This window comes from Pseudomonas sp. OA65, assembly GCF_017498305.1.
GTDB classification, from domain to species: Bacteria; Pseudomonadota; Gammaproteobacteria; order Pseudomonadales; family Pseudomonadaceae; genus Aquipseudomonas; species Aquipseudomonas zanjanensis.
Genome location: NZ_JAGDEZ010000006.1, coordinates 192,738 through 206,302, shown reverse-complemented (window position 1 = coordinate 206,302; position 13,565 = coordinate 192,738). Strand labels below are relative to the sequence as shown.

Annotated in this window: 12 protein-coding genes; 6 read left to right on the top strand and 6 right to left on the bottom strand. The window is 61.8% G+C overall.

All coding sequences use genetic code 11. From position 1 onward, the window contains the following. Positions 1-58: 58 nt before the first annotated feature. The 5 genes from J3361_RS07630 to J3361_RS07610 all read left to right on the top strand — a co-directional run bounded on the left by J3361_RS07630 (position 59) and on the right by J3361_RS07610 (position 3,880). Complete coding sequence (locus J3361_RS07630) at positions 59-448, top strand: glutamine synthetase (RefSeq protein WP_207963685.1); 390 nt, start codon at positions 59-61, stop codon at positions 446-448. Between the two features lie 117 nt (positions 449-565). Then, positions 566-1,462: a GTP cyclohydrolase FolE2 gene (folE2, locus tag J3361_RS07625; protein WP_207963683.1), complete on the top strand. Its 897-nt coding sequence runs from the start codon at positions 566-568 to the stop codon at positions 1,460-1,462. Further along, on the top strand, positions 1,459-2,127 hold the full coding sequence (locus J3361_RS07620; RefSeq protein WP_207963681.1) for an ATP-binding cassette domain-containing protein: 669 nt from the start codon (positions 1,459-1,461) through the stop codon (positions 2,125-2,127). Before folE2 ends, J3361_RS07620 begins: the two co-directional genes overlap by 4 nt. Further along, positions 2,127-2,993, top strand: coding sequence for a metal ABC transporter permease (locus tag J3361_RS07615; protein ID WP_207963679.1), 867 nt, complete (start codon positions 2,127-2,129; stop codon positions 2,991-2,993). The genes J3361_RS07620 and J3361_RS07615 overlap by 1 nt, the downstream gene beginning before the upstream one ends. An 11-nt stretch (positions 2,994-3,004) precedes the next feature. Next, a complete protein-coding gene (locus J3361_RS07610) occupies positions 3,005-3,880 on the top strand; it encodes a metal ABC transporter substrate-binding protein (RefSeq protein ID WP_207963677.1) in 876 nt (291 codons plus the stop codon). Positions 3,881-4,032: 152 nt separating this feature from the next. On the opposite strand, the gene J3361_RS07605 is transcribed toward J3361_RS07610, so the two are convergent. Next, positions 4,033-4,554, bottom strand: coding sequence for a DUF3617 domain-containing protein (locus tag J3361_RS07605; protein ID WP_207963675.1), 522 nt, complete (start codon positions 4,552-4,554; stop codon positions 4,033-4,035). Positions 4,555-4,694: 140 nt separating this feature from the next. Here J3361_RS07605 and cls point away from each other — a divergent pair, with 140 nt between their 5' ends. Then, positions 4,695-6,134 carry a cardiolipin synthase gene (gene cls / locus J3361_RS07600; RefSeq protein WP_207963673.1) on the top strand — a complete coding sequence of 480 codons (1,440 nt, stop codon included), beginning with the start codon at positions 4,695-4,697 and terminating at the stop codon, positions 6,132-6,134. On the opposite strand, the gene cfaB is transcribed toward cls, so the two are convergent. From cfaB to J3361_RS07575, 5 genes are all read right to left on the bottom strand, one after another. Next, a complete protein-coding gene (gene cfaB, locus J3361_RS07595) occupies positions 6,131-7,318 on the bottom strand; it encodes a C17 cyclopropane fatty acid synthase CfaB (RefSeq protein ID WP_207963671.1) in 1,188 nt (395 codons plus the stop codon). The two genes, cls and cfaB, sit on opposite strands and share 4 nt — an antisense overlap. 184 nt (positions 7,319-7,502) lie before the next feature. Beyond that, entirely contained in the window at positions 7,503-9,419 is a 1,917-nt protein-coding gene (locus tag J3361_RS07590; protein WP_207963669.1) for a heavy metal translocating P-type ATPase, read from the bottom strand. Further along, complete coding sequence (locus tag J3361_RS07585; protein ID WP_207963667.1) at positions 9,416-10,468, bottom strand: protease modulator HflK; 1,053 nt, start codon at positions 10,466-10,468, stop codon at positions 9,416-9,418. Before J3361_RS07585 ends, J3361_RS07590 begins: the two co-directional genes overlap by 4 nt. After that, positions 10,465-11,505: a protease modulator HflC gene (locus J3361_RS07580; protein ID WP_207963664.1), complete on the bottom strand. Its 1,041-nt coding sequence runs from the start codon at positions 11,503-11,505 to the stop codon at positions 10,465-10,467. Before J3361_RS07580 ends, J3361_RS07585 begins: the two co-directional genes overlap by 4 nt. Then, positions 11,502-13,463: a protease modulator HflK gene (locus J3361_RS07575; protein WP_207963663.1), complete on the bottom strand. Its 1,962-nt coding sequence runs from the start codon at positions 13,461-13,463 to the stop codon at positions 11,502-11,504. The genes J3361_RS07580 and J3361_RS07575 overlap by 4 nt, the downstream gene beginning before the upstream one ends. Between the last annotated feature and the right edge of the window lie 102 nt (positions 13,464-13,565).

The window sequence follows — 13,565 nt, the reverse complement described above, 5'->3', positions numbered from 1 at the left end:
AGTATAACAACACAGTTCAGCCAGCCCCACCGGTCCTCATTGGTCCTGAGATCAATTCATGCGCAATCATCTGAAACTTGTTTTGGCGGGCCCGTTGCTGCTGTGGACGCTGAGCGTAGCGGCCCAAAGCCCACTTTCGGCGAACTGCACCCGAAGCGCGAATTTGCTGGCCTGCGTGGATGGCCAAGGCAATGCCTACAGCGTTGCGACAGTTGGAGATACGATTTATTTGCGCGGCTTTGAAGCCGCCAGTCGCCGTTATTGGGCGCAAACAAACAGCCGTTACGGTCAGCTCACGTTCTTTACTGGCTTGGCATCGGATGGAGAAAGTTGGGTTGGTTACAGCCGACGTGTGGGTTGGACAACCCTCAATCGCTTCTCAAGCTCGGGTGGTAGCGGCGGCGTATTTGTATGCGGCCGCATGAACGGATGTCAGGATTCACGCTGATGTTTCACGTGGAACGTGAGCCCTGGGGGTAGATGAAACTCCTTTCATGGAAAAGGTTTCTTTAAATTGACTGTTATACTATAACATCTAATTTTGAACCTTCGATGAGCCTTGACCATGAATGCGTTAACGCTGCCCGACGTGGCTGCGCAGGTTTCACGTCAAACCCTGCCCCTTGATTGGGTGGGCATGTGTGGCATCGCAACTCCGGTGTTGATTGACGGCCAGCGCCTAAGTGCAACGGCCGACGCCGGCGTCAGCCTCGATGACGGTGAGGCGCGTGGCATCCACATGTCACGCTTATACCTGGCGCTAGGGTTGCTAGAGAAAAGGCCACTTTCACCATCGCTAATGCGCCAGATCTTGGAGCGATTCCTGGATAGCCATGAAGGTTTGTCCGATGCGGCCTCGCTCAGCGTACATACAGATCTGCTGCTCAAGCGTCCGGCGCTAATCAGTCCATTGATGGGCTGGAAAGGTTATCCGGTGAGTATCAATGCTCACTTAAAAAACAGAGTGTTCCACGTGGAACTGAAAATCCAGATTCCTTATTCCTCGACTTGCCCATGTTCGGCGGCCCTTTCGCGGCAGTTGATTCAGCAGCAATTCGTAGACGACTTTGCCAATAGGAAACTTGAGCACGCCGAAATCTTGGCTTGGCTGGGTTCATCGAACGGCATCGTCGCTACCCCACATAGCCAACGAAGTACCGCGACCCTGAGCTTGCGCCTGGACGCCAACGTCGAGGAATTGCCCTTACAGTCGTTCATCAACGAAGCCGAAGCAGCCCTCGGCACCGCTGTGCAAACCGCCGTCAAACGCGCCGATGAACAAGCATTCGCCCTGGCGAACGGCCAAAACCTGATGTTCTGCGAAGACGCTGCGCGGCGGCTGAACACGGCTCTGGCCCGGTCCCCGCAGATCACGGCCCTGGATGTACGCGTCGTTCACGCCGAGAGCCTTCATGCCCATGACGCCGTGGCGCAAAGCCGCTGGACCCGAGACCTATCATGATCAACTGCCAAGCACTGCGCTGGGGCATACCCGGGCAACCGCTCACGCCAGCGCTCGCCATGGAGCGACCGGAAGGCAGCCTCACCGCCATCATCGGTGCCAACGGCTCGGGAAAAAGCAGCCTGTTGAAGGTCATTGCGGGGCTGCAAAAACCACTCTCCGGCAAGGTCACCCTGAATGTTCCACGACGTGGTGGCGTTTCATTCATGCCGCAGCAGCAACATCTGGATCGGCAATTTCCCATCAGTTTGCAAGAACTGGTGGCCGCCGGTTCCTGGGGTAACCGCCACACGCCGGCCATGCGCAGACAGTTGCTGCAAACCGTACTGGAGGATTGGGCACTGAGCGGCCTCGAACATCGTCCCTTGATGGCGCTGTCCGGAGGCGAGCTGCAACGTGCCCTGCTCGCTCGGCTGAGTCTGGCTGAGGCGCCCTTGCTGTTGCTCGACGAACCCCATGCCGCCCTCGACGAACAAGGCCAAATGCTGTTGTGGAAGCACATTCACCGATGGCATGCCGCGGGCAGAACGATCGTGGTGGTGTGTCATGATTTGGCGGCGGTACGCCAACATGTTCCCCATACACTGCTGATCAAAAACACCGGTTGCGTGCTCGGCCGCAGTGTCGACTTGATTGCCCAACAACCCCAAACGTGGGTGGCTTGATGCTCGCGGCCGCTCATTTCTGGCAACCGTTCCAAGAATTTGTCTTCATGCGCCGGGCCTTGCTGGGTGGCCTGGTGTTGGCGTGCAGCACGGCGCCGTTGGGTGTGTTCCTGATTCTTCGGCGCATGAGCCTGATCGGGGATGCTGTCGCTCACGGCATCCTGCCCGGCGCCGCTCTCGGGTTCTGGTTTGCCGGACTGAGCCTGCCAGCCTTGACCCTCGGCGGCCTGGGCGCGGGCTTGAGCATGGCCGGCCTCGCCGCCTGGATTACTCGGCGCACCGGGCTGCGAGAAGACGCCAGCCTCGCGGCGATGTATCCCATTTCTTTGGCAGCGGGGGTGCTGATCCTTGGCATGGCCGGCAAACGCCTGGACTTGCTGCACCTGCTGTTCGGCTCGGCCTTGGCGGTAGATGGCCCGACGCTCACCGGCATGCTGTGGGTGTCCGGCGCCAGTCTGGCGGCGATGGCGTTGATCTACCGACCGCTGCTGCTCGATACCCTGGATCCATTGTTCCTGCAAACCGTCAGTCGTCTCGGCCCGTTGGCCCATGGTGTGTTCCTGACGCTGGTGGTGCTGAACCTGGTGATCGGCTTCCAAGCCATCGGCGCGCTGATGGTGGTCGGCCTGATGATGCTGCCGGCCGCCGCGTCGCGATTCTGGAGCCGTCGCCTGCCGCTGCTGATGCTCATCGCCGCGCTGCTCGGGTGCCTCTCGGTCTGGCTTGGCCTGTTGCTGTCCTTCTACTACTCACTGCCCAGCGGGCCGTCCATCGTTCTGGTGGCAGGCGCGTTGTATCTGTTGTCGGTGGTATTCGGTCCGGTGCACGGTTTGCTGCACCGCCCGCCTTTGCTCACATCCCAATGAGGTGTCTCCCGATGCGCGTTCTGCTCGTGCTACTCAGTCTGATGCTGTCCATGTCTCTGTCCGCCGCAGAAAAACTCCAGGTTGTGACCAGCTTCAGCATCCTCGCCGACATGACCCGGCAGGTCGGCGGTGAGCATATTCAAATCACCAACATGGTCGGGCCCGACGCCGATGCACACACCTACGAACCCACGCCAGACGATGCCAAGGCATTGCTCAAGGCAAAACTGATCATCAAGAATGGCTTGGGCTTCGAGCCGTGGCTGGACCGCCTGGTGACCAGCACCGAAACCAGCGCCCCGGTGATCAGCGCCAGCCGCGGCGTCATCCCGCGATCGTTGGACGAGGATGGTGAGACCGTCCCCGACCCGCACGCGTGGCACAACCTGGCGAACGCCGAGTTGTACGTCCGCAACATCACCAAGGCACTGGAAGCGGCCGACCCGGCCAACAAAGCCGATTACGAACGCAACAGCCAGGCGTACCTGAAGAAGATCTACGCCCTGCTCGCCGAAGCCAAGACCAAGCTCGGTGCACTGCCTGCCGGTAATCGCAAGATCGTGACCTCCCACGACGCCTTCGGCTACCTGGGCCAGGCCTATGGCATCGAGTTCATGGCGCCCCAGGGTTTATCCACCGAGCGCGAACCGTCAGCAGCGGAAGTCGCGGCGCTGATTACCCAGATCCGTCAGGCGAAGGTCAAAGCGGTGTTCATGGAAAACATCAAGGATGCGCGCCTGCTCAAGCAGATCGCCGACGAGAGCGGTGCCCACATCGGCGGCACGTTGTACTCCGATGCACTCGCCGCCAGCGGACCGGCCAGTACGTTCACCGGCCTGTTCGAGTACAACCTCAATACGTTGTATGAGGCGCTGAGTCGGCCTTGATCAAGCACTTGTGGTAAGGCTGCCCTTACCAAGCACTTGTGGGAGCAAGGCTTGCCCGCGATGAACGATGACGCGCTTGGCGATAAACCAAGTTGCCCGCATCGCGAGCAAGCTTTGCTCCCACAGGTTCACCAAGAGATTACGTTTACGATTCAAGCCCTCGGCTTGACCGTCCCGCAATCCTGCCCCAGCCACACTGCGCGAGTGTCGAGGCTGCCGTTCTGTTGGATGCCGGTGGCGTTAAAAGTGCCATTGACCTTGGTGGTGAATTCACGATCGCTCTGGAACGTGGCGACCCCATTCCCCTGGGCTTTTGGGCAACTGAAGCGAAACTTCCACTGATTGCCGGTGCGATCGGTGATTTGCTGTTTGCAACCCGATTGCGGGTCTTGCAGCGGAATGTCATTGGTTTGCACCTGCGCCGGCGTCAGGCACACGCGAATGCCTTTGCCGCCCATGGTGATGCCCTGCTTTTCCAGCATCGCCCGTTGCTCCGGGGTCATCTGGGTTTGCAACTGGCCGAGGATCAGCTGCAGGTCCGGCAGGTTCTGGTTATCGACCTTCATGTTGCTGGTGGTCAATTCCCACAAACCCGGCTGGAGCATTTGCGCCTGAGCCGCCATCGAAACCGACACACCCATCGCCAAGGCCACACCCAGCAGACGAACATTCATTACACAAACTCCAGAGGACAAGTGGCCGTTAGACGCCGGCCACGGGCTTCGGTTCAGGCCTGAACCGGTGAATTAAATAGCGACATTCGCCATGGAACATGGTCTGTTAAGCATTGAAACCTCAGGAGCAAGGCTGCCCCATGGATTATTTCGGCCCGCATGTTTTCGGTTACCTGATCGCGCTGCTCCACACCCTGGGTTCCATCGCCGCTGTCCACGCCGTACTGACGGTGCGCACAGCCCAAGGCTCGATTGCCTGGGCCCTGTCGCTGACGTTCATTCCCTACCTGACGTTGATTCCATATCTGGTGTTCGGCCGCAGCACCTTCGATGGCTACATCAAGGCGCGCCGGCAAGCCAACGAGGAAATGCGCAAGGCGATCTCAGAGCTGAACTGGCGGCCGTGGGTCGAAGAAGCCCTGACCGCTCGCGCCTCCCAGGCCTACGCTTCATTGCGGGCCATGCCGAAACTGGGGCGCGCGCCGTGCCTGGCGAATAACCAGGTGCGGTTGCTCGTCAACGGCCACGCCACGTTCGAAGCGATTTTCCACGCCATCGAGCAGGCACGACAGGCCGTGCTGATTCAGTTTTTCATCATCCATGACGACCGCCTCGGTCAACGCTTGCAAACACTGCTCTTGAAGAAAGCCGCCGAAGGCGTGGCGGTGTATCTGCTCTACGACCGTATCGGCAGCCACTCCCTGCCCCACCGCTATGTGCAAGCCTTGCGCGACGGCGGTGTCCACGTCAAAGCGTTCGCCACCCGCAGTGGCTGGCTCAATCGGTTCCAGGTCAATTTTCGCAACCATCGCAAGGTCGTGGTGGTGGACGGTGTGCAGGGGTTCGTCGGCGGGCACAACGTGGGAGATGAATACCTGGGCGAAAAACCACCCTTGGCGCCATGGCGCGACACCCACGTGCAAGTGCGCGGGCCGGTGGTGGCAAGCATGCAGGAATCGTTTGCCGAAGACTGGTTCTGGGCGGCCCGTTCGCTGCCTCCCCTGATCCTGCCAGACAGTTACCCAGACGAGGGCGTGCTGTGCCAGTTGCTGGCCAGCGGCCCGGCCGACGCCTATGAAACCTGCTCGTTGTTTTTTGTCGAGGCGATTCACGCCGCCAGCGAACGCGTCTGGATCACCACGCCGTATTTCATCCCCGACGAAGCGGTGTTCGCTGCCTTGCGCCTGGCGGTACTGCGCGGCGTGGACGTGCGCATCCTCCTGCCCTCGCGGCCCGATCACAAGATCGTCTATGCCGCGTCCAGCCTGTATGCGTTTGAAGCGGTGCGGGCCGGTGTGCGGGTGTTTCGCTATACGCCGGGCTTCCTGCACCAGAAGGTGGTGTTGATCGACCGGGAAATCAGCGCCATCGGCAGTGCAAACCTCGACAACCGTTCGTTCCGCTTGAACTTCGAGGTGATGTTGCTCACCGTCGATATCCCCTTCGCCAGCGAGGTCGGGGAGATGCTCGAAGAGGACTTCGCCCAGGCCCAGGAAATCGACAAACAGGAAAGCCGGGAGACCCACCGCCTGCAGAAGATCGGCATGCGGATCGCCCGGCTTATCTCGCCGATTCTTTAAGGGACGTAGAGATCGTCGCGGGTCCAGGGCAATTCGTGACTGCCGTCGGCGTGTGCCTTCACCGCGAGGATCTGGTGCAGATTGATCCAGCCCTTGGCGAACGCGTAGGCGCAGCCGGCCAAGTACAGTCGCCAGATCCGTAAGGCCTGCTCCGACACTTCCTTCGAGGCTGCCTCAAGATTGTCCTCCAGGCGCTCACTCCAGTGATCGAGCGTGCGTGCGTAGTGCATGCGCAGACTTTCCACATCGACGATCTCCAGCCCCGCTTCGCTGATCTGCGCGGAAATCATCGACAGGTGCGGCAGCTCGCCGTTGGGGAAGACGTACTTTTCAATAAACTCACCGGCGCCGCGACCGACCGGACGCCCGTCGGTGTGCTTGGCGGTGATGCCATGGTTCATCACCAACCCGCCCTCGCGCACGGCGCCGAACAGCGTCTTGCAGTACTGCTCAAGGTTGGCATGGCCGACATGCTCGAACATGCCAACGCTGACCACTTTGTCGAAACGGCCGTCCTGGGGCAGGTCGCGGTAATCCAGAAGTTGCAACTCGACCTGGTCCTCCAGGCCTTCAGCCTTGACCCGTTCCCGAGCCAGGGCCAACTGCGCCTTGCTCAGGGTGATACCGAAGACCTTGGCACCGAACTCGCGAGCGGCATAACGGGCCAGCCCGCCCCAGCCGCAACCGACATCCAGCAGGTAGTCGCCCGGCTGCAATCGCAGCTTGCGGCACAGATGACGGAATTTGGCTTGCTGGGCCTGTTCGAGGGTTTCGCTGCCCGTCTCGAAATAGGCACAGGAGTAGACCATGTCACTGTCGAGCCACAGCTGATAGAACGCGTTGGAAAGATCGTAGTGATAGGAGATCGCCTTGGCGTCGGTTTCCTTGTCATGGACGGAACGCACCGGCTGGTTACCGGCATCATCCTCGACCAATGCCTGGCTCCATTCATCGCAGACCCGAATGACTTCATGGATCGAGCCTTCGAGTTCCAGTTTGCCTTCGACGAATGCCGCCCCCAATGCGTCCAGGCTGGGGCGGGTGAATTGCGCGACCATTTGTGGGTCCTTGACCACAATCGTGACGCTGGGGTCGTCCCCCAGTGAAAATTCATGGCCATCCCAGAGCCGCAGCCGAAGCGGGAGATGCAGATTCTGTAAGGCCGGTGGAAGTTGCGCGAGCATGAAAAATCCCCCCTTGTTTCAGACGTCTGAAATGAGGGTAGACCATGCTAGAAAAATAGCAGGCTATCGAATTTATAGCCTTTTTCTATCGCTGTCCCATATCACTCCCTGTGACGGGTCACTACTGCGGCGGTATGCCCTCTCCAACAGCAGACTGCGCGTGTGACACACAGTTCGCCTGAAGCTATCCAACGGTGCCTTTCGCTTGGATCTTGAGCAATGGCTCATGGAAGCGCAGCAAGCGCCCGGCATTCCCTAACACTAGCAGGGTACTGAGATTGTGCAGCAGCGCAGCGATCATCGCCCCCGCCGCGCCGAGCCAACCGAAAGCGGCAAACGCGACGATGGCCAGCGTCCAACCCAGGCCGATGATCACGTTGACCTGCAAGGTGCGCCGGCACTGGCGACTCAACCGCACGCAGGTGCCTAGGCGCCGCAAGTCGCTGCCGATCAACACGATGTCCGCCGACGCCAGGGCGATGTCTGCACCACCCGCGCCCATGGCGACACCCACTACCCCGGCCTTGAGCGCCAGGGAATCGTTGATACCGTCGCCCACCACCATGGGGCGGAACCCATGGTCGATTTCAGCCATGACCCGCTTGAGTTTGTCTTCCGGCAAAGCCTGGGCTTGCACCTCGCCGATGCCGACCTCCCGGGCCAGTGTCGCGGCCACGCTCTGGCGGTCGCCGGTCAACAACAACTGACGGCCCAGACCCAACTCACGCAGTTCGTCCATGGCCACCTGCGCCTCCGGCTTCACGCTGTCGGCCAACAGCAGCCAGGCGAGAAACTGCCCGTCCAAGGCCAGGCCAGCAATCGGACCGTCGTGCTCAGGGATCGCTGATGTTTGAATGCCTAGCTGTGCAAACAACTCGGGCCTACCAAGCGCCGCTTCGCCCTGGACGGTCATCGCGACCACCCCCAACCCTTGGCGCTCGCGAATATTCGTCAGCGACAGGTAACGGTCCTGTTCCACCAGCCCTGCCAAGGCACGGCTGACCGGATGGCTGCTGGCCGAACCGAGGCTCGCGGCCAAGGGCAGTAACGATGCGTGAGCTTCCTGGGCGTGTTCGATGGATTGCAGACGCAGCACGCCGTAGGTCAAGGTGCCGGTCTTATCGACCACCAACGAGGTCAGGTCCGCCAGTTCCTCCAGGAACGCCGAGCTGCGGATCAGGATCCCGTGGCGCGCCGCCACCGCTATCCCGGCGATGGCCGTGGCCGGCGCCGACAGCACCAACGCGCAAGGACATGCGGCCACCAACACCGCCAGCATCGCCTGGGCATCGTTGGTGACGAACCAGGTCACCGCCGCCAGCAACAACACCAATACCAAATAGCTGCCGGCGTAGCGTTCCAGCAAACGGGTGATGGGCGGCTTCGAGCGTTCGGCGTTTTGCATCAGGGCAATGACTTTGCCCAAGGTGGATTCTTCGCCGGTGCGAGTCACTTCCAGGCGCAGCAAGCCATCCAGATTGATCGCGCCACCAAAGACTTCCGTGCCGACCACTGCCTCCAGCGGCACCGACTCACCCGTGATAGGCGCGGTGTCGAGGCTGGCCTGGCCGGACAATACCCGACCATCGGCCGGCACTCGGTCACCGGCACGCACCTCGACGACATCGCCGGGCTGCAGCGTCGCGTTGTCGACATCAATGATCGAGCCGTCGGCCTGCACTTTGCGACCCTGGCTGCGGGTCAGTTGGCCAAGGGCATGGATCGCCTCCTGAGACCCGATGACACTGCGCTCTTCCAGCACATGGCCGAAGATCATGATGATCGGCAGCAATGCCGCCGTCAGCAGATCCCCGGTCGCCCACGCGCCGAGCATCGCCAGGGCGATCAGTTGGTCAGTGATCCCGTGCAAGCTCGGGTAACGCAAGCTGTACCAGGCCGAACGCATCACCGGCACCGCCACCAGCAGCGAAGCAAACCCCAACAGCAGTTGACTGACACCGCTCTGCTCCGGCGACCAGCCGCGCCATGCCAGGCCCAATGCGAGCAAGCCGAGGGCGACCATTGCCAAGGTCAATTGCCGAGCTGCGGTGCGTTGTTCCGCCGAGGACAACATCGGTGCTGCGGGGGTTTGGGCGCTCATTGGCCAGCTCCCTGGATGATCAGACGAGAGTCGTCTTTCGGGTTCACCGTGGTCACTGAACCGGCCTGGCGAAGGATGGCGGGCATACGGTCGCGATACAGGCGCAGCAGCATTTGCGGATCGCTGCCTTGGGTCTTCGCCAGGCCGAGCACCGTGGCCGTGTCGGCCGACGCCTTGGCGAGCCGTTCGCTGGCCTGGGCATGGGCGACTTGCACCGCCCTGTCAGCGTCTTGGCGAGCGACCTGGGTGAGTTTTTCCGCTTCGGTGCGGGCGTTGGCCACGGCTTTGTCGGCCTGCTGGCTGGCGGTCAGCACCGCATTGAACGCACTCACCGCAGGCCCCGGCAGACTCGATTGTACATCGACCCGCACCACTTCGATGCCCAGCCCCTGCCCTGTCGCCGCCAGGTCAACCAGGCGCCGGTTAAGCCCCTGCACCAGATCACCCCGCAAGCGCTCGCGCCGCTCGGCGGCCTGGTTATCGCTGCCCATCAGTTCGGGGCGAGCCACCAGAATAGTGTCGAGGTCCCGGGCCGCCGTCAGCGCCACGGCACTGCGAGTCGCCAGCCGATCCAGTGCCGGCAGGACATGTTCGCCTTGCAAGACGAAGGCGTAAGGGTCGGTGACTTTGTAAAACACGCGCACGTCCAGTTGCACCACGCCGGCATCACCGGTCAATAAATAACCAGAACCGGCCAACGCATCGCTGACCGGCGTGGCGAAACTGGCGACACGATCCGCTTGCAGGGCCGCGTCCGAGCGCAGCAGGTTCTCCACCCGCCGCTCAAGCACCCGATCTGCGGCTGGCAGCAGGATCACTTGCTCCACGGGACGCGGCCACGCCAACAAAAGACCGGCATTCTGGATTCGATCCAAGGCGCCAAAGTGCAACACCACTGCGCGATTCTGCGGGTCGATCTGCCGCACATTGGAGAACAGCCAAGTCAACGCCGCCAACACCGTCACGGCGTAAAGCGCCAGGAACGCCAGGCGCCCGGCCTGGATCCACGGACTGGATAACGCGTTTGTTCCACGTGGAACCACGCTCATGGTTGCGTTCCACCTTTGCCTTCCACGGAAGCAGGGCCGTCCACCAGCACACGGAATGGCACGGCATCGGTGCGCAAAATGAGCTTGGTGCCAGGGCCGACGATGGTGCCCAAGGTGTCCAGCGAACGGAGCAAGTTGTAGAGCTGCGGAGAGCCCGCGTATGCCCGCCCGTAAATCTCGGCCGCTTCTACTCGGGACTGTGCTTCGATATCGGCGGCTTTCACTGTGGCATCGGCTTGCACGACCCGGGCATCACGCTCCGCGGCGGAGCGAATCTGCGCCGCTTCCCGTTTACCGATGGCGGTGCGCTCGGTGGCGATGGTCTCGCGCTCGGCTCGCATGCGATCCACCGTTGCGGTCAGCGTCACCGACGGCAACGTCAGGCGCTCAATGCCGACTTGCAACACCCGTACGCCGTAAGTGGTGAGCAGTTGCTGGTCGATCTGCTGACGCAACTGCGCTTCGAAATCGGCGATGCGCACTTGGCTGGCATCGGTGTTGACTAGATTCGCCAAGTCGAAACTGGCGGCGGTGGTTTCCAGCGCCGAGCCGACGAAGGTGCGGATTTGTCGCGCCGCTTCGTCCGGTTGGTTCTGCACCGCGCGCATGAAACGCTGCACGTTGTCCGGATCACCCTGCACCTGCCAAGCCACGTACGCCTGGACGATAATTCGCAGTCCATCCCGGGTACCGACGTCCTGCAGGCCGCTGGAGGTGGTGCGCAATCGCAGGTCAACCGGGATCGCCGCCTCGAACGGTGCCGGCCAGCGCCACCCTAGGCCGGGTTGCAACAGCACTCGGGCCGGATTACCGAAACGGGTAATGACCGTGGCTTCCCCCGAACGCACCTGCACCAGGCTCGCTGCCGCGACGGCAAATGCCACCAGCAGCGCCGCCCAGCCCATCCGTCGCCAAGGAAACGGGCCAACGTGCTGCGGATCGCCATGATGATGGTGATGATGGCCATGGTGATGACCGCCATGACCGTGGTCGTGACCGGCGTGGCCGTGGTGACCGTGTGGAGAGGACTGGCTCAATGGGCAGCTCCTGGTGGGACAGGGTTACGCGGCGACGCGGGGTCGGCCGGCAGCGTGAAGGTACGCAAATCGATGGTCGGCGCGTTGCTGCTGCCGCCCAGGCGATGATCGAGGATCAGCAACTGGGCATTGCCGAGGCCCTGGCTCAATTGGCTCAAATAATGTTCCAGCACAAAAGCGTGCCCCGCCGTGGCGTAGGCTTTGCGGTCGGCGTTGAAACGCAAATCGGCCGCCTGGGCGGTCGCGTTGATTTCCTGGGCGGTGGCAGTGGCCTGGTCATGGGCGATGCTGGCCTGCAACTGCGCCTGGTTGGTCTGTTCCGCCGCCGCACCACGCTCCCGGGCGATCAATGCCTGGGCGCCGATCTGCGCCGCCTGCACGCCGTGGTAGGCATTGGCTGCACCGGCCGGCGGATGGATCGCCTCCACCACCGTCGCCAAGATTTCCACACCACTGTCGAGCGATTGCAAGTCCGCCTGCACCGCGCGACCGATTTCGTCGGCCAGGCTGACACGGTCCGCACCCAGCAAACCATCCAACGTGCGCGAAGCAAATTCATGCACCAGGATGCGGCTAGCGGTGCTGCGGATCAGCGTCGGCACATCGGCGCTGTTGTAAGTCGCTGCCAACGCCGCGGCGTCCGTCAGGCCGATGCGGTAGACAAACCGCACGTCCATGTTGACGATCTGGAAGCTTTGTTGATCGGCACGACGGCTGGCAATGACCTGGGATTTGTCGTTCACGTGGCTGGCGTCCCACAACCGATTGGCGATTGCTGGCGCCGGGCCTTCCGCCGGCTCAGCCTCGACCACCGCCCGGTTATCCGTGGCGCTGGTCGCCAGTTCATGCACAACACCATTCTCGACGTTGAGCACCCTGCCCCACGGCCAAGGCAACGCAATGTGCAAGCCCGGGCCGAATACCTTCACCGGTTTGCCAAAGCGCTCGTAAATGCCCCGGCCCTGTAGCGGTACCTCGTGCACGCCCGTCAGCAACCAGCCCACCAGCGCCACCAGCGCCAACACCGGCAAAAAAGCCCGGCGCATGTAGCTGAAGGCCCAAATCTGGCGCAGGTCGATGCCGAAACGGTTGTGCAGTTCATGTTGCAAGGCCAGCAACGGTTGCGGCGGCCAGCGCAGCAGATCGGCGATGACACTGCGGCCCAGCAGCGTTGGCTCGAGCGCTTCCCGGCGGGGGATGAACAACGACAGCACCGCGCGCAGCAACAACTCTGCCGCCACCAACCCCGGCAACAGCCCCATCAGTACCGCCAGGCGCAGCGGCCAGAGGGACGTTTCTGTGGCGAACAGCAAGCACAAGGCGCCAAGCACCAGCACGATGATCGCCACTCGCGTGAGTTGCGCCAGCGCTGGCGCTTCCGGCCATTCCACAGTGGACTGCTGGGCCAGTTGCCGCTCGAATACCAATAATCCGAACGCCAACAACAACGACAGCACCGCCCCCACACTGGCCGAGACCCCGAGGGTTGCAGCAGGCAGCTGCAAGTTCCAGGCTTGCTCCAGCCCCAGCAATGCCAGCACCGCCCAACCGGCCAGCCACAGCGTAGGTGCACCGATTTGCTTGAGCAGGCCGACCCAGCGTGCGCCGATGCGGTCCAACAACCGCTCATACCAACCCAGGTTATCAACAGGCTCGTCTTCAATCGACGGGTTATCCACAGCCGGCAACAGCGCCTCGCTACGCCATTGCGTCACCCACCAGGCCGATTGCAAGCCTGCCACCAACACCAGCAGCCCTGCCCCTTGGCTGACCAACAAAGCTGGCCACAGCGATTGCGGCGAAAACACCCCAATAAAAAATGCCAGTACCAGGCCCCCTCCCGCCACGCTTGCCAAGGCGAAGGCGATCCGTTTCAAGCGCCGCCCCTGAAACGATGCTCGCTGAAAACGCGGCCATTCGGCCACTTGCGCCCCTTCGATATCTAGATCGACTTGCATACCACCCCAGCACTTGTGGCGATCAAAATCCGGGCCCGTGGACAGACGCCACCGACGCTCTGCTCTATGTCGTTACCTTATAACCATTGCTGTGAAATTTCT

Coding starts and splice junctions, on each gene's coding strand:
- J3361_RS07630 (WP_207963685.1), top strand. CDS start 59: ATGCGCAATCATCTGAAACTTGTTTTGGCGGGCCCGTTGCTGCTGTGG.
- folE2 (WP_207963683.1), top strand. CDS start 566: ATGAATGCGTTAACGCTGCCCGACGTGGCTGCGCAGGTTTCACGTCAA.
- J3361_RS07620 (WP_207963681.1), top strand. CDS start 1,459: ATGATCAACTGCCAAGCACTGCGCTGGGGCATACCCGGGCAACCGCTC.
- J3361_RS07615 (WP_207963679.1), top strand. CDS start 2,127: ATGCTCGCGGCCGCTCATTTCTGGCAACCGTTCCAAGAATTTGTCTTC.
- J3361_RS07610 (WP_207963677.1), top strand. CDS start 3,005: ATGCGCGTTCTGCTCGTGCTACTCAGTCTGATGCTGTCCATGTCTCTG.
- J3361_RS07605 (WP_207963675.1), bottom strand. CDS start 4,554: ATGAATGTTCGTCTGCTGGGTGTGGCCTTGGCGATGGGTGTGTCGGTT.
- cls (WP_207963673.1), top strand. CDS start 4,695: ATGGATTATTTCGGCCCGCATGTTTTCGGTTACCTGATCGCGCTGCTC.
- cfaB (WP_207963671.1), bottom strand. CDS start 7,318: ATGCTCGCGCAACTTCCACCGGCCTTACAGAATCTGCATCTCCCGCTT.
- J3361_RS07590 (WP_207963669.1), bottom strand. CDS start 9,419: ATGAGCGCCCAAACCCCCGCAGCACCGATGTTGTCCTCGGCGGAACAA.
- J3361_RS07585 (WP_207963667.1), bottom strand. CDS start 10,468: ATGAGCGTGGTTCCACGTGGAACAAACGCGTTATCCAGTCCGTGGATC.
- J3361_RS07575 (WP_207963663.1), bottom strand. CDS start 13,463: ATGCAAGTCGATCTAGATATCGAAGGGGCGCAAGTGGCCGAATGGCCG.